The following is a 17230-nucleotide window of genomic DNA, read 5'->3' on the forward strand; positions in this document are numbered from 1 at the left end:
GGTAAGGGAATGAAGATTAAAGAGCTTCTGAGGATAAACATCGAAGACGAAGTCCCTCTCGTAATAAAGGCCGGTGAGCAGGATCTCACCGTCGAAGAGAAAGAAATCTCCCAGTACATAGTCACTCACCAGATAGAGAGACACCTCGAAACCTTTCTGACGAACTACAAGCTTCTCTCTACAGACAGGATAGGCGTTTGGATCTCCGGCTTCTTCGGTTCGGGAAAGTCCTACTTCGCGAAGATAATCGGGTATCTCCTTACGAACCACACACTACCTAAGGGAATAACGGCCCGCGAACTCTTCAATGAGAGATTGAGCAACTGCACGAACCCGGAATTCATAAAGGGAAACATAAAGTCATTGAACAGCATACCGAGCACCATCGTTATGTTCGAAATGACTGCCGACAGCTCCCTGAATATGGAAACGATACAGCAGTCGATCTTCAAGAAGTTTCTCGAAACCTGTGGCTACTCTTCATTCCCTAACGTAGCGATAATGGAGTATGAATTAGACACATTCGGTCACCTCGAAGAGATACGAAATTACATAGAGCAGAGTGGAAACGACTACTCGAAAGTGGCGCAGAACGTCGGAGAGTTCCGCCGCTACGCCGTAAAGGCTATGACCGAAAGAATTGGCTACTCACCGGATGAAGCAGGTGAATTCCTGAAATCCGCAGTCAACAAATACGACAGCCTGTCGCCGGCCGTTCTTGCCGAACACTGTGTCGATTACACGATGAAGACCGGGAAGAGACTCGTCTTCATAGTGGATGAAATCGGACAGTACGTGATATCCCTCAAAGACAACGAAGACAGAATACTGGCCTTGCAGGGAGTCGCTGAGGCCTTCGCCGCAAAGGGAAAGGGATCGGTCAGGCTAATAGTTACCTCACAGGAGAAGCTTGACCAGCTAATAGCCAACAGAGACTTCGACAAAAGAAAGCTGGGCAAATTGACAGACCGTTTCGAAGTGAGACTCGACCTCACGTCAGAGAACGTGGATGAGGTCGCCCGTGAAAGACTGCTGAAGAAAAAGATAGATGCGGAGCCCCTGTTCGAGAAGACGATGCGGGAAAACCAGGGGAACATAACGACTCTCAGCGACACGGGTGGAAGTTACAAAAAGACCGAAACCAAGGACGATCTTATGACCTACTACCCTTTCCATCCATACCAGTTCCAGCTACTCCCCGATCTGGTTCAAAACACCATAGGTTCGACTTATTACCAGGCGACGGCCCGCAAGTTCATCTTTCTCGTTGACACGATACTGAAGAATGTGAAGGATGAAGAGTTCGGACGGGTTGTGAGCGCCACCGACCTATTCGACGCACTAGGCCCCTCCTTCTTCGGTTCAGGAGTCACCCATCTTGTTTACAGTGCCGACGATTATATGGGAAAGAACGTGAAGGCCTCCGACATACTAAAGACTCTCCATATACTGAAAAACCTCAATAAGATAAGCGCGAGCGAGACGGTAATAACCCGTATGCTCTGCAAGAACATCTTTGATAAACAGTATGAACTCACCAAGGAAGTTAAGGATGCCCTCGACTACCTCGAGAAGGCGAAATACGTCACACGCTACAACGGCGAGATAACACTCGTGACAGACCTCGAGAGAGAATTCATAGCAGAGATGGATAACACCGTGATAGACATACCAAAGAGAAACGAAGAGATAGTCCGTCAACTGCTGAATATCTTCAACTACAAGGAAATCCGTTACGGTGATGGTCCCTCGATTCCCATAGAGTGGTACCTGGACAACTCCGCGATCGGCGGCAAGAAGAAGGGTCTCCAGGTCCGCATCGCTCCCTTCACTGGTGTAAACGTGGAAGGCCTTGAATTCGAGTCAATGAACCACCGCGATACTGTCTATGTAATCCCCGAGGCCGACGACACCATTGGCGATCTGGCCAGGGAGATAAAGAGCCTGGACGCCTCGTTGAACTCCTTCAGAACGAAAAAGACGGGAGAGGGCATACACGAAATCCTGACCAAGTACGGCAGGATAATGAACGACAAGAGAAACGAGCTGGGCCGGGTGTTGCGAAAGGCAATAGACTCGGGACAGCTTCTTTACGAAGGTGAATTTAACCCTACATCCAGCCTGATAAACGAGCTTAAGGACCTCCTGAAGGAAAAGGTAATCCCCGGCCATTACACAGAAATCACCTACACAACCGCTACGAGCAAGGACACAGACGGAGTGTTGAGCGGACCTCAAAACACGCTGAAGACAATCCGGTTGGATGACGACCACAGAGTCTTCAACGACAACGGGGAGCTGATCGAGACACACAAGATAATCTCTCCGGTCATTGAGTATCTTGGAGAGGATCAGACGGGAGAGACTCTGCTGGAAAAGTTCTCTTCTCCTCCCTATGGCTGGACCCCGGAAACGATAATCTATTCAGTGGCCTGTCTCATCCGTGGCGGAAAGATAATGGTGAACAATTCAGACTATTACGGAAAGGCAGATGTGCATAAGGCTCTGAAGAGCGTAAGCGAATTCAAGAAGTCCAGGATACGGCGCAGCGTAGTCCTTAAGCCGTCCGACAAGCAGTATCTTATGGACATCATAAACCCGCTTATGGACGATGGGAGACTTTCGCTCCAGTCACCGAGAAGTGAGTTCATATCTCGGGCACTGGAAGCGATGAAACATCTCGACAAGAGAATGAATGAGTTGAAAGAAAAGATGGAAAAACTCGGTGCCGATGTGAAATGGAATCTAGATACTCTAAGAACGATGATAAACACTCTCACCGGTGGCGATAGCGACTGTCTGGATGACCTGCTTCGCCAGAGAGATTCTATACGCGAACTGAAGGATACTGCAGACAAGACGGAGCGGTTCCTCGATAAGAACTACGAGCTGATTCGCAGACAGAAAACCTTTCTCCACGAGCTGGAAGGTGAAATCTCCAAGGGCGCCTTCGAGAAAGACCAGAGTGAAAAACTGTCCGCGATCTTGAAAGAGTATAAGGAAACTCTGCCCAGCATAGCCTCCTTCGGCACCGATCTCGACAGCACCTTCGAGAATCTTCGCAACACCTATAAGAGCTACTTCAACCCCATTCACGATGAGAGAGACGAATGGCTAAAGAAGATAAACGAATATCTCGATTCCATACAGGATGAGAAAAACTCGCTGGGAAAGAGAGCTGGGGATCAGGACTGGTTCAGAAGACCAACCCCTCCCTGCAGAGAACTTGAAATACAGTTCTCCATAAAATGCGAGAAGTGCCATACCGGATTGAATGAAGCCAGTCTTTACATAACGGAGTTCTCTAACAGGCTGGAGAAACTTAAGGACTTCTTCGACAGCTTTATGCAAGAAGAGTCTGATGATCACAAGAAAAAGCAGGAACAGCCAAAAAAACTGACGCTAAAGAGAAAACTCACCTATCGTGAACTGAAGCGAGAACTGGAAAAAATCTCCGTTTCGGAAGACACCGAGCTAGAGATAGAGCTGGAGGACTGATATGGCCGATCTCGAAAAGACGATAATACAGATTCGTGAGACTCTGGAGAAATCATACCCACTCCTTCTCAAACAGTGCGGCATAACCGAGAACGGCGATTACAGAGAGCCGACGACGGGCTTCGAAGACCTGCGAAACCAGATACTTCCCATAATACAGGCCGACGAGAAACAGCTCGGTGCAAAAGAAGCGAGAAACAAGTTCGTGCAGGAGGCCTCGTTCACCACGCTCAACAGGCTGGTCGGACTAAAAGTGATGGAGGCCAGAGAGTTAATCGAGCGGACATATGTAACCAAGAGCATAGACACGGGCGGAAAGAGCGAGGCTCACTACCTTTATCTAAGCCGCAATCCTCAGGCAAACAGCGAACCGGGCCAGGGGATAAACACCGTACTGAGAGAAGTCTTCCAGACTCTCTCACAGGAGCTTCCCCAGCTGTACAACGGCAGCCGCTACGGCTTTCTGCCACGACCGAGCGAAACGGTAGCTGTGATAGACCTAATCAACTCCATAGACCCTGATGAATGGCTGAAAGACGACATAATAGGCTGGATTTACCAGTATTACAACATCGCCGAGAGGCGTTTATTGAAAGACAGTAAGGCCAAAATAGACCAGTCTAACGTCCATTACCAATCGCAGCAGTACACACCGAGCTGGGTTGTCAAACACATAGTGGACAACACTCTGGGTAGGTACTATCTGGAGATGTATCCCGATTCCCCGCTATATGACGAGATAGAGATACCCATTCAAAAAGAGAATCTGAGGAAGGAAAGAGAACCAAAAAAGCTTGAAGAAATCAAGATACTCGATCCCGCCTGTGGAAGCGGTAACTTCCTGCTCTACTCTTTCGAGCTTCTTCAGAAGATGTATCTTGAAAGGGGATACGATCCCGGTGAGATTTCATCGCTCATCCTAAAGCACAACCTGTTCGGGATCGATTTAGATGATAGGGCCGCCCAGTTGACAATTCTCTCGCTTTACCTGAAGGCAAGAACTCTGGATAGGCATAAGAATAGATACACGATGAACGTCGTTTCCGCAGACTTCCATCTTTCCGATTCACTGGAACTCACTGCCGTGAGAAACAAATACAGGAACGACACCACGGTTCAGGACTTCATAGACCTTATATGGAGCCAGCTGAAGGACGCCAGTGCCATAGGCTCTCTTCTCGACATAACCGGGGAGCTGGAAAGGCTCAAGGAAAAGCGAAAGAAGAGCGACGTGATGTTCTTCAGTGAAGAGGCCTGGAGTGAGACGGAGATAAACGTGCTGGAGGACATAAAAGGGGCCGTATCTTCCAACAGGGAGTACGGTGAGTACATAGAACAGGGGATGAACTTCGCCGAGCTTCTCATACAGAAGTACGATGTGGTCATAGCCAATCCTCCGTACCTCGATTCATCGGATATGACGGATGAGTACAAGAAGTTCCTGAAAGACAGATTCAAGGGCTTCGAAAAAAACCTTTATGCGGCCTTCATAAAGAGATGTGCAGATTTCGCCGATGAAGGCGGTTATGTGGGTATGATAACCCCTCAGACGTATATGTTCATATCCAGTTATGAGGAGACTAGAAAGTGGATACTGAACAAGAATCAACTGGTAGACTTCGCACATTTCGGGTTGGGTGGTGTGTTCGGTGAGGCTCTCGTGGATACTGCCGTTATAGTGCTAGAAAAAGCGCCGCCTAACAGTGATGATTGTCTATTCTTCAATCTGGTGAAGTTCGAAAGGGGAAACGCTAAGCCCAAGAGAGAAGCGCTAAGAGAAGGCGTTGAAGCTATACGTAACGGAAAGGAATGCCCTTATGTTCATCTTCTAAACCAGACAGAGTTCAAGAAGATCCCAGGCTATCCCTTCGTTTACTGGATAAGCGACAGGATAAGGGAGCTGTTCAGGAAGTACAAGCCATTGAAGAAGTTCGCTAATGTTGCTGCAGGTAGTCAAACATCAGATAACGACCGCTTCCTCCGCTTCTGGTGGGAGGTAGGGCAGGAAGACATCTCGCTAGATTACAGGACCGATAGAAAAAAGTGGGTACCTTACGCTAAGGGTGGACCTTACAACAAGTGGTATGGAAATCTGTGGTGGATAGTTAACTGGGAAAACGACGGAAAAGAGATAAAAGACTATGTTGTAAAAACGTATCCGTACTTAAATGGTAACTATGAATACGTAGTCAAAAACGAATCCTACTACTTCAGAGAGGGGTTGACTTACTCGTTTGTAAGTTCGTTCGGCTTCAGCTGCAGGTATATGCCGAAGAACTGCATATTTGATGTTGGGGGTTCTTCTATGTTTCCAATCAGTGGTAATCCTCAGGAGTTTTCTGGCATCATCACAAGTAAACTCATATCCTTCGTGATGAGAATTCTTAATCCAACAGTGAATTATCAGGTGGGGGATCTGAAGAACATACCCACAGCGCATCCATCATCCTTAGGGAGTAAAGCCATAAGCCCGGACGAAATTCAGTCTCTTCTGGGTAGTCTCTCTCCTCACTCTCCACTCCCCACGCTAGACTCTATAACTCTCTCCTCCCTCGCCCAGGACTGCATAGAGATAAAGAAAGAGCTGTACAGCTTCCACGTTATGGAGCGCGACTTCAAACACGACCCGCTCTCCTGGGGACTGAAAGGGTTAAGCGAAGAGGGCGGCCTTGTAAACGTGAAGAGCGCCCTGAGGAAGTTCTTCCTGCATAAGGCAGAGCTCGAGGCGAGACTCCTAATAAACGAGGCTGTGAACGACGAACTGGTATTGAAGCTCTACGAACTCCTTCCCGAGGGCACGACACTTAGAGAAGTCATATCGCTCTCCGGTTTACTGAACGGTGGACGGACGCAGGAGGCCTCTTCTAACCTCTCACCTCAGGCCTCTAACCTCTACGCCGCCGTCCTGGAGGTCCTCGAGTCCGAAGGCATACCTGTCGGCGCTTACCCTCCCAGAGACCTTAATGAAGACGAGAGAAAGACACTGAAGAAGCTGTATCTGAAACACAGACACGACAGAGGCTCTGGTAAGAGCGAAGCCATAACGGGAATGGAGTTCGGCATAGTCGAAGAACTGGCCGGTACTCTGAAAGTCAGCCCCGTCACCGTAGTCGAAGAGCTTTCGAAGATCGACTCCCTTCCATCGGAGGCAGTTAAGGACGTTATCTCAGAGCATATACAGGCTCTCACGATAGAGATAATGAGAGAGGACAACGACGGAATACTCTCACTCTCTACAGATACGGGAGAGACTTCAATAGCGACGAGGATAATAGAGAGATGGCGTGCCCTAGGGATAGGCGACACCTACAACGAGCTGGAGAACCTCCTCGGAAAGAAACTGGATGATTACCTGCTTAAAGACTTCTTCAAGGACCATTCCAAGAGGTTTATGAGCCGACCAATAATCTGGCAGCTTACATCGGATAAGGGAAGCGTGAACTTCCTCGTTCTTCATCACAGCTGGAGCTACGACAAGATGCTTCTATTGAGATCGAAGTACCTCGGAGACGTGAAGAGGACACTCGAAAACACGCTGGCCACCGAAATAAACGAAAAGAACAGAGAAAAGCTAATGGAGAAACTGGCAGAACTGGAGAGATTCTCGAACGCCCTCAACGAACTGCTTGACGGCAGTTACCTCCCCGAAGTGGACGGAGGCGTGGCAAAAAACATAGCGCCTCTCCAGAAGAGAGGGCTTCTGAAATTCGACGTCCTCAGCAAAAAGCTAATGGACAAAATGCTGAAAGTGGAGTGGTAGTCTTATGTACCTGCTTGGCATCGTATTGACAAGGCTCGAGAAACTGGACAGTTCGATACCCGTGGTGTTAAAAGACTCCGATCTCTTACTGCGGGAAAGTCTCTCTTACTTCGAGGAACAGGGCTGGCACTACCTGGTACTGGAAAATCTCGACAGGGAGTTTCTCACGATGCTCGAGGCAGAGAGCCTCGCCCAGTCTGGCAGAAAGGTCATCGTTTACATAGCCCACCGCTCGGAGAAGGAGCTCGTCTATCTGGCGGAGTACTGGGACAGGGGAAACGGAGAGCTGATCACCGCGATAAACCTGCTGAGTGAGCTCAGAATTGCCCGTGGAGACTTCAAGAAAGACTTCCTCGTTTCTCTCGTGAGGTACGGCCTGAATAGGGATAAAGACTGGTGGCAAGACCTGAAGAAACGAGGTTTGGAGAACATAAGCAAGATTGTGAAGGAGAGCCTGTGGGAGCTGTTAAGCGACAGCAACTACGCCAAGAGCCTGTCGGAAGCAGAGAGGAACTTCATCTTCACTCACTTCGCAAACGCGACCTTCGATCTGAAACTCACCGCCTCTTCCTCACCGGAGGAAGCCTCCACCCTTATAGCCGAGAAGATACTCGAGGCCTCATACAAGAGCAGACCGGGTGATGAACTTCACGAATACTACAGTGAATGGACGAGAGAGAGCGAGTGGGAAGAGAGCCTTCACCTCCACGCAGAGAAATTCTCCAAGGTCCGCAAGGAAGAACTTCTGTCCAACATTGAGCTCTTCGAGGATGATTACAAGCACCCATTCACGGTTATTGAGAAAGAGCTATTCGATAGAAGAATACAGGCCATCTTACAGGAAGAAGATGCCGCACAGGCGATAGAGTTCGCGAAAGAGAGGGCGAGAAAGAGAAAGAAGAGAGACGAGGACAGAGAAGCGGGAGTCTACTGGGAGGAACTACTCTGGCTAGAACCGCTCCTGCAAGAACCCGATCTCTCGAGCATAGGCTCTCTGGAAAGCTTTCTTTCTGTTTACTCGAACACTCTCTGGAAATACGACTCTCTCGACAGGAAACTGAGACACTCCCACCTGCCCGACAAACTGAAAACCTGGGCTGTGAAAAAAGTATCCGGGATAAACAAGATAGCGGAGAACCACTGGAAAAGCCATTACGATCCTAAGATTCAAACGGGACAACCCGGCCTCCTTTACAGAATACTGAAGGGTGAGGGCAAGAAGGCAGTTATCGTGGTAGATGCGCTGAGATACGAACTCTCCTGTGAGCTTAGTCTTAAGAGAAAGGCGAACATACAAAACAAACCCATACTCGCGGTAACGCCAACGGAAACGCCCGTGGGAATGGGAGCACTCTTCTCATCCGGAGAGATCGAAAAGATACTGAAGGACAAAAGAGTCCTAATAGTGGATAAGAAGACCGGCAAGACGCTGGATAGCGTTCCGAATAGAGAGGAAAACCTGAAGGAACTCCTTCCGGGAGTGGAAATAATCCAGCTAGGCTCGGAACTGCCCGAGACAGAAAAGCTGGTTGTAAAGACTCGAGACATAGACTCTATGGGCCACGAAGAGCTGATGGAATTCTATGGAGACATAATGACCAAACTCTCCGATATGGCAGACAAACTGGTTAAGGCGGGGTATGAAGTACACTTCACGAGTGACCACGGCTTCTATCTTCCCGTTCCCGGAGAGACGGTCAAACAGGACAAGACTGTAAGCTACTCATCCGGAGTCAGGTACAGCCTAAACAGCGCCAAACCCGAGGAAGGCAAATACGAACAGACCGGCAGCAGCTACATACTCTACGCCAACAGTGGGAACGTATTCAAAGACTACGGCGGCCACTTCTGGCACGGAGGGATAACTTACCAGGAGGTAATAATCCCTCACCTAGTCATAACCCCTGTTGTGGGGGAGAGAAGAAAGAGAGTGATGATCGGAAATAAAGATAGACTAAAAGTGGTTCAGAAGGATCACTTCGAGGTCTTCCTCTTCACCGAAATAGATATGTTCGGTATCGCTCCCAGGGTATATATACAGTGCCTGGATCAAAAGATCGAGATAGAAGAACCGGTAAACGAGGAAACGAGACAGAAAATAAAGGTGAACGCGAAGAGCGGCGAAACCTTCAAGATAGAAGTGAGGGATTTGGAAGACGGCACTCTTATGGACTGGGTGGAGTGTGAGTATTTGCCAACGAGAGAGCGCATATTCTGATTGGGGGAGAGAAGAGTGGAGCTGGACGCCCTAGACCTGAAGGTTCTGAAGATATATCCCGAGTACGTGATAAAGAAGTCACTCGTCAGGAACTTGAAGATAGGCTACAACGTCCCGACTTACGTCCTCGAGCACCTGCTAGGAACCTACGCCGACCTGTCTGATCCCAGAGACATAAAGGGTGTGGAGAGCGTCAGGGAGATACTGGAGAAACACTTTCTCAGACCGGATATGGCAGAACTCGTGAAAATGCAGCTCCGCGATAAAGGCTTCTTCCGTGTCATAGACAGGATAGACGCCTGGCTGGACATAACCAAGAACGAATACATCGCCGGACTGCAGAATCTGAGCATAAAGAACGGGGTGATTACGGATGAACTGGTGAAGGAGCATCCCAAAATGCTTCTCGGTGGTATGTGGGCGATAATAGATTTGATCTACGACCACAACACCTACCCCGGAAGACCTTTTGTAGTAGAGAAGATACATCCCATACAGTTGAGCAACTTCATACGAGATCAATTTGTGAGTAGAAGAAGTGAGTTTACGGTGGGCGAGTGGACCGACCTCATAATACGCTCGATAGGTCTCGAACCGAAGAAGATGGACGACAGACAGAAGCTCTTCCAGCTTCTCAGACTCGTCCCTCTGGTTGAAAAGAACTACAACCTCGTGGAACTGGGACCAAGGGCTACCGGTAAGTCGTATATCTACAGAGAAATCTCGCCTTATTCATTCCTCCTCTCCGGGGGTAACACTACCGTCGCCCAGCTCTTCTACAACATAGCCACAAGAAAGGTCGGACTCGTAGGGGAGTGGGATCTGATAGCCTTCGACGAAGTTGCCGGGATACAGTTCAAAGACAAACAGGCGCTTCAGATGTTGAAAGACTTTATGGAATCTGGGACTTTCGCTAGAAAGGTAGAGGTGGTTGCCGAGGCGGGCATAGTCTTCAACGGGAATATAAACGATGATGTGCAGACTCTGTTGAAGATGTCTCATCTATTTGAGCCCTTCCCCGTAGAGATGCAAGACACGGCCCTGCTAGACAGAATACACGCCTATCTTCCGGGCTGGGAAGTGGCGAAACTGAGAGCCGAACTCTTCACAGATCACTTCGGTTTCGCAATAGACTACTTCTCCGAGGTTATGAGGTCCTTAAGGGGAAGTTCCGCAGTCAACGCACCGGACAGTTACTTCAACTTCGGGAGCCAGCTGAACAGGAGGGACGAGAAGGCGGTCCGAAAGACTCTATCCGGTTTGTTGAAACTTCTCTATCCGGACGGAGAGTACACGAAAGAAGCGATAGAAGAAGTCCTGGCCTTCTCCATAGAATGTCGGAGGAGAGTAAAGGAGCAGCTGAAGAAACTGGGAGGGCTCGAGTTCTGGGACACGAACTTCTCGTACATAGATAAGGAGAGCAAGAAGGAGACCTATGTATCCGTTAACGAGGGAGGAAGCAAGGCCCTGATCTCGCAGGATCCACTGCCCCCGGGGGTGGTCTATACCGTCTCGATAACCGGCGGAAAGACGACACTCCTGAAGGTCGAAACTATAGTTGTTCCAGGTTCGGGAAGACAGAACATAAGCGGCGGCGGGACAAAAGCGAAGGAAGCTCTGAAGACCACGATCTCCTGCATAGGCTCTAACCAGCGAAAGTACCTGCCATCCAACTCAGCGTTGAAGGATTACGACATAGCGGTGCAGCTCACCCCTATGATAGGCAGCGAAGTGGGCGATGACATAACGGTCGCCATATTCGTCTCTATACTCTCTGCCATACACAAAAACACCCTGAAGAAGGGATTGGGGATAATAGGAGATATGACAATAACCGGGAGCCTTAAGACCACGCTGTCCTTCGTCGACAGGGTAACGATGCTCGCAGAAAACGGAGCCAAATCTATCACCGTACCCCTGGAACAGATGGCAAACCTCGCAAGTGTATCTATGGACACGATCTCGAAAATCATACCCATACCCATCGCCGGCCCAGAAGACGCCTTTATGCGCGCGAGGCTGGAGGATTGATGCTGAAAATCTCGATCACGCCCTTCACGAACGGGTCAGACTCCATTTTTCACGCATTTGACAAGGTCTCTGATGAATGTGGATATAAAGCAAATGGAGATTACTCATTTTTCTACAAGAATGTTTCTGTGAGTAGTCGCAAAAAACTGGAAGATATTATGAAATTTGATGTCATCCATTAAATTGGACCATACGTAATAAGTAATGGTTTTTGAGAAACTGTTAGAAGCTACTTATTCATGGAGGTTCATGATGGCTATCTCCGACAAAACTAGAAAACGCCTTTGGGCGAACTCAGGTGGTTTATGCGCAATTTGTAAGACAAAAGTTCTCAAGGAATTGAAGCCAGGAGAGAAGCATTCAATAGTTGGAGATGAATGTCATATAGTTGCAAGATCTCCTGATGGTCCTAGAGGAGAAATAGGATCGAAGGTTCCGTCTATAGACTCATATGAAAACCTGATTATCCTTTGCAGAAATTGCCATAAGATCGTTGATGAATATCCCGATATCTATACAGTGGATAAGCTTGGAAAGATCAAACATGAGCATGAAGTGATGATTGCGGAGAATCATGAGGTTATTGTTGATGAAACAATAGGCTTAGAGACGGACTTCCTTCCACGAATCTTAACCGGGCAAGACCTCATCCACACGATCGGAAAAGGTTTGGTCTTTGAATTTCACAAGCCAGAAGATTTGGAAGACTGGGAGTATGAGTTAATCGGTACATTTTTGGAACTGTGCTCAGAATGGGGCGAGATTCTTTCTGACCTTCCTATCAAGGGACGTTTCGATGCAGAAAGAGCGCTTATTAAGGAACTGAAAGAATTGGAAAGTGCACACTTCTACGTGTTTGGAGCGAATATATCAAAGAGTGTCCCGGAACAAGGCTTTGTCGATCCAGTAGGTGTATCGGTATTAAGCATAGTTAGGCAGAACGACCCACAGATAATCAGAATAGACTTCAATGAACTAGAAAAAATGATAGACGATTCTGACAGCAGCTACTAGAACGCCTAAAGACAATACGCGAAAAATCGTACAAGGAGTCGGGATTTTGACTGACGAGAAGATTCTGGAGTACATTGAGTGGTGCAAGAAGCAGAAGTTAAGCTACAAGGAAGCTATGGCTCTCTTTGAAGAAAGCTATGATTCTGAAACCAGGAAGAGAGCAGAATTGCTTTGGCGAGACCATTCTGATTACGAAACCGAAGAGGCTTCTGATTTTGAACAAGAGCCGGTCGAGCTAACAAACACTCTCGAAAGTAAAACAGACCATTATTGGCCTAAGTGGACCATAAATAGATTCGCAAGGATCTTGATCCTTATCGGTATTGTCGTTGTTCTGGTGATGATAGTGTTTCTAGTAATCCCCATTCGTTACTATGAAGAACTTCTTTTCACAACGAGTTGGAATTACGGAACATTGTCAGGATTAGAAATCAACATTGTTCTCAAGAGTAACTACATTCCAATTGAGCCAACAGTACTGAATATGAGAGCTACCTTTAGGGGTATTGTTAACACGTATCCAGAATATGCTGCCTTAAGAGTTATTGCATACAAGAGTTTTTTCGCGGACAAACCGTATGCTTATGGAGATTACATCGACGGGAAGCTAGTAAACTTCAAGATTTACTGAAGGTTCGAGATGCTTCCTAGATTCTTGAGGAGGTTTCGTAGTGGTTATACAGCAATACTCGGTTAATCAACACCCAATTCAGACTTTGCTCACGTGGGTTCAGTCACAGGCAGTTGCCATACCAGAGATTCAGCGGCCCTTCGTTTGGGACGCGATTAAGGTTAGGGATCTTCTGGATTCTCTTTATCAGGGTTATCCCATAGGATACCTTATTGCTTGGCAAAATCCGAATGTCAAACTCAAGGACGGCACTAAATCGGTTGGCAAGAGAATTCTTATCGACGGGCAACAGAGAGTTACCGCCCTGATGGCAGCTCTGTTGGGTCAGAAAGTAGTTACCAAGGATTATCGCAGGATTCGGATAGCCATTGCCTTCCACCCGCTAGAAAAAAGATTCGAGGTTACTAATCCCGCTATAAGGAAGGATAGGAACTGGATTCCAGACATCTCTGCAATCTTCAGACCTGATTTCAGATTGATTCAGGCGGTTAATAATTACTGCGAATTGAATTCTGTTGAGAACGAAGACGAGATTTTTGAGAGTCTAGAGTCACTTAAAGGCATCATAAATAACCCGATTGGCTTGATTGAACTTAATTCTGATCTGGATATCGAAACGGTTACAGAAATCTTCATAAGAATCAATTCGGCTGGCTCAGTGCTTAGTCAAGCGGACTTTGCGATGTCGAAGATCTCTGTGAATGAAACATATGGCGGCAACAATCTCAGGAAGGCAATAGATTATTTCTGTCATTTGGCCATCGCTCCGGAGTTCTATCAACAACTCCAGGAGGTAGATGAAGAGTTCACCAAAACTGATTACTTCAGCAGGATGTCTTGGCTAAAGAATGAAAATGATGACTTGTATGATCCTTCTTATACAGACATGCTTAGAGTAGCCTTCACTTCGAAATTCAAAAGAGGTAGATTGCAGGATTTGGTTGCGCTTCTTTCCGGCAGGAATTTCGAAACGAGAGAGTTCGAAGAGGAGATTTCAGAACGCTCATTTGATCTATTGAAAACCGGCGTTATGGATTTCATGAATGAAAACAACTTCAAGAAGTTCATCATGATTCTCCGTTCTGCAGGTTTCATAGATAGTTCTATGATCAGATCCCAGAATTCGATCAACTTCGCATACATCATGTATCTAACTCTTCGCGAGATGAATTGCGATCAAGCGGAAATTGAATCGTTAGTCAGAAAGTGGTTTGTCCTTTCAATTCTTACGAGTCGTTATTCCAGTTCTCCCGAATCTACTTTTGACTATGATATCAGGAGAATACATGAGAATGGGAAGTCCTTCATAGAAAATGTCTTTTCAGCAGAGCTCTCAGATGCTTTCTGGGAGGTAGGCTTGCCGCAGCAAATGAATACTTCGGTTTCCAGCAGCCCATCTTTCAATGTCTATCTTGCGGCTCAAGTGAAGCTTAAGGACAAGGGTTTCCTTTCACGCGATATCTGCGTCGCAGATCTTGTGAGCCTAAAGGGAGATGTTCATCACATTTTCCCGAAGGAATACCTGAAGAAATTCGGACTTACCAGAGGAAAATACAATCAGATTGCCAACTATGCGATGACACAGAGCGAGATCAACATTGCTATCAGTTCTAAGCCGCCTTCACAATACCTTACAGAAGCTCTAAATCAATGCAATGGTGGGGGTCTCAAGTATGGAGGTATCACGCTGAAGTCAGAAATGCTTGAGAACTGGAAGATGAACTGCATCCCTGAAAACACAGTGAATATGACAATAGACGACTATGAAGAATTCCTTGAAGAGCGACGTTATCTCATGGCTCAGAAGATAAAGAGGTATTTTGCCGTTCTTTGAATAATGGTCCAATTGATATTCATTTGTTTTCTGGACGAGGTGTGAAAGTGGATTCGAACGAAACGGACATAAAATGACAGGAAAAACCCTATGATTCTGTTCTACTTCAGGAAGTACTGGTGGGTGGTATCGGCTGCAATCATCGCGCTTGCATTTGTGATTCCTTATCAGGTGGTTCTAGTCCTGCTCTTTGCACAGATAATCGCTGTAAATCTCGTGTCGTTTAGGATCAGGAGGTATTTGAAGCCCGAGCGAAATGTGAAGAGCCTCAGGAATCTTCTCGTTCTCGAGTTCAAGGACCTTCTCGAAAGTTATGGAATATCCTGTGATTTTCCGCCGCGGGGCGATTATTCCTCCGTTGATCTTATCGCGGACATCTTCGGAGAAAAAACTGTGTTCTCCATTAGAGAGGGCAATGATGAAATCCATAACTCCGAAGTGCAGAGTCTGGCCGCTTCTCTCCCGAAACACGGGGCAAAGCACGGAGTGTTTTTGGTAGATGGTTTGCTGCCGATTGAGGCGAAGAGACTGGCCGAGAGCTACGGTCTGGAATTCAAGAGATATCAGAAGTACAAGGAAGAAGTTCAGGAAAGGCTAAGCTCCAATTCCAATGTCTGCCATGTTTGCGGAAGATTGATCGATCAGAATCAAAAGGAGATATGCAGGAAGAATTCAGAGCTTCTAGGTGGAAAGTCATACTGCCACGAACACTTCAAGGAGATCATAGACAAAACGAAGGCAGAAACAAGCTAGGAGGTGACGCTTTGGGGTTTATGAAGGGCGGAAATGGAAGTTGCTGAAAGCCCAAACACAATTCTAAGAAGAGCTGTGACCACTTATATGAAAAAGAAAGGCTATTTCCCTTCTGAGCAACATTCTATACAATTCACGTACATTCTGAGCGGTCTATAGTCCCATATCAGAATCTCGTTCTTTCAGAAATCAGTTCGCTTTTTCGAAATTCAGATCATATCTAATAAATTTGTCAATACTCTGATATAATTGACGTACTTAATAGATATAGCTGGAGGTGTTTGTGAGAAATTTTGAGAGAGACATTTCTGATCTTGCCGATGAATCGGGACTTATTACCAGACGGAAGCTTATCACTTATTTGGGAAGACTGTTCCCGGAGGATTCTGAGCAACGCCTTGACTGGCGCATTAATTCACTCAAGAAAATCGGTTTGCTTAGCTCGGCAGGCAGGGGGATCTACAGAATAGAAAACCTTGCCGTGTCAGACTTGAAGATTGATGGGATGAAAGGGAGCTTTCTAAGGCTTTCGGATATTAGAGAACCGAGTGAATTGACAAGCGTTAGTGGTCTTGCCCAATCCTTGGAGAAGATGGGGATGATTTCTAGAGTTGCCAAGGGTGTTTTCAGCACAGAGGTGAAACCTACCTACCTTCCATCAATATCTGCTGAGCTTAAGGATTTATGGATTTCTCTGGCCGAAGAGTTTCCTTACCTAGGACTCTGTTTGACAGATACATACTGGATAAACTCCTTCATTTCGCAGCAGGCAGCTGGCAGGAGATTTGTTATCGAGACTGAAAAGGGCACTGAAGAGTCTGTTTTTGACTTTCTTTCATTAAGGTATGACAGTGTGCTGCTCAAACCTTCCGAAAGAGATATGCGCCTCTATGGATCGGGCTTGCCAGTACTCCTAATAGTCAAGAACCTAGTTACGCAATCTCCGATTACGTCGGTGGATGATGTTCCTCTTTCATCCCTTGAAAAGATTCTTGTAGACGTGTTCTGCGATGAACAGGTCTATGACTATATTCAGGGAGATATGACGGTAGAGCTTTTCGAAGAGGCCTTTGAAAGGTTTGCTATTGATCAAAGCGTGCTTAGGAGATATGCTTCACGAAGAGGAAGGTGGAGAAGAATAAGGAAATTTGTGACCGATAATATTGGCGAGGTGTGGGTGTTGTGATTGACAACGCTTCTCTTGAACGCGAATGGATAATGAAACTGAGAAACGAGAGATTCCCCAAAAGAGATCCAGGCATAATCGAAAAGGCAATTTATGCTCTGCCTCTTCTTGAGGAGTCTTAAGCGGAGAAGTTGTTGTTTGTTCCTGATAGTGTTCTTGGACCGTTATTTGGAATGGTGCAGCCAAATGGAGATGTGGCAATTGGTGTTTCTGTTACGGTAGAACATAGCACTGATCAAAGTATGTTTTTCCAAGGGGCGATGATTTCAATTAACTATGTGTCTGGGGACCATACTATGTTCAAA

General features: G+C 46.9%; 10 protein-coding genes. All 10 read left to right on the forward strand.

Annotation, left to right across the window (positions count from 1 at the left end):
- The first annotated feature begins 9 nt into the window (after nt 1-9).
- The 10 genes from brxC to Y696_RS14210 all read left to right on the forward strand — a co-directional run bounded on the left by brxC (nt 10) and on the right by Y696_RS14210 (nt 17047).
- A complete protein-coding gene (gene brxC, locus Y696_RS00810; RefSeq protein WP_121509576.1) occupies nt 10-3498 on the forward strand; it encodes a BREX system P-loop protein BrxC in 3489 nt (1162 codons plus the stop codon).
- A gap of 1 nt (nt 3499) precedes the next feature.
- Nucleotides 3500-7258 carry a BREX-1 system adenine-specific DNA-methyltransferase PglX gene (gene pglX / locus Y696_RS00815; protein WP_121509577.1) on the forward strand — a complete coding sequence of 1253 codons (3759 nt, stop codon included), beginning with the start codon at nt 3500-3502 and terminating at the stop codon, nt 7256-7258.
- Between the two features lie 4 nt (nt 7259-7262).
- Complete coding sequence (locus Y696_RS00820) at nt 7263-9476, forward strand: PglZ domain-containing protein (RefSeq protein WP_121509578.1); 2214 nt, start codon at nt 7263-7265, stop codon at nt 9474-9476.
- A 15-nt stretch (nt 9477-9491) separates the two neighbouring features.
- Nucleotides 9492-11507, forward strand: coding sequence for a protease Lon-related BREX system protein BrxL (gene brxL / locus Y696_RS00825; protein WP_183084166.1), 2016 nt, complete (start codon nt 9492-9494; stop codon nt 11505-11507).
- Nucleotides 11508-11759: 252 nt separating this feature from the next.
- On the forward strand, nt 11760-12521 hold the full coding sequence (locus Y696_RS00835; protein WP_121509581.1) for an HNH endonuclease: 762 nt from the start codon (nt 11760-11762) through the stop codon (nt 12519-12521).
- Nucleotides 12522-12567: 46 nt separating this feature from the next.
- Nucleotides 12568-13152: a hypothetical protein gene (locus Y696_RS00840; RefSeq protein WP_121509582.1), complete on the forward strand. Its 585-nt coding sequence runs from the start codon at nt 12568-12570 to the stop codon at nt 13150-13152.
- A 40-nt stretch (nt 13153-13192) separates the two neighbouring features.
- Nucleotides 13193-14986: a DUF262 domain-containing protein gene (locus Y696_RS00845; RefSeq protein WP_099772689.1), complete on the forward strand. Its 1794-nt coding sequence runs from the start codon at nt 13193-13195 to the stop codon at nt 14984-14986.
- A 90-nt stretch (nt 14987-15076) separates the two neighbouring features.
- Nucleotides 15077-15739 (forward strand): restriction endonuclease, encoded by a 663-nt coding sequence (locus tag Y696_RS00850; protein WP_099772690.1) that lies wholly within the window; start codon nt 15077-15079, stop codon nt 15737-15739.
- A 283-nt stretch (nt 15740-16022) separates the two neighbouring features.
- Nucleotides 16023-16925, forward strand: coding sequence for a DUF6577 family protein (locus Y696_RS00855; RefSeq protein WP_099772691.1), 903 nt, complete (start codon nt 16023-16025; stop codon nt 16923-16925).
- A complete protein-coding gene (locus Y696_RS14210) occupies nt 16922-17047 on the forward strand; it encodes a hypothetical protein (RefSeq protein WP_257212073.1) in 126 nt (41 codons plus the stop codon). The genes Y696_RS00855 and Y696_RS14210 overlap by 4 nt, the downstream gene beginning before the upstream one ends.
- The last annotated feature ends 183 nt before the right edge of the window (nt 17048-17230 follow it).

The organism is Mesotoga sp. H07pep.5.4, from assembly GCF_003664935.1.
GTDB classification, from domain to species: Bacteria; Thermotogota; Thermotogae; order Petrotogales; family Kosmotogaceae; genus Mesotoga; species Mesotoga prima.

What these genes read in the sequence shown, in the direction of transcription:
- brxC (WP_121509576.1), top strand. Translation starts at nt 10, where the DNA reads ATGAAGATTAAAGAGCTTCTGAGGATAAACATCGAAGACGAAGTCCCT.
- pglX (WP_121509577.1), top strand. Translation starts at nt 3,500, where the DNA reads ATGGCCGATCTCGAAAAGACGATAATACAGATTCGTGAGACTCTGGAG.
- Y696_RS00820 (WP_121509578.1), top strand. Translation starts at nt 7,263, where the DNA reads ATGTACCTGCTTGGCATCGTATTGACAAGGCTCGAGAAACTGGACAGT.
- Y696_RS00835 (WP_121509581.1), top strand. Translation starts at nt 11,760, where the DNA reads ATGGCTATCTCCGACAAAACTAGAAAACGCCTTTGGGCGAACTCAGGT.
- Y696_RS00850 (WP_099772690.1), top strand. Translation starts at nt 15,077, where the DNA reads ATGATTCTGTTCTACTTCAGGAAGTACTGGTGGGTGGTATCGGCTGCA.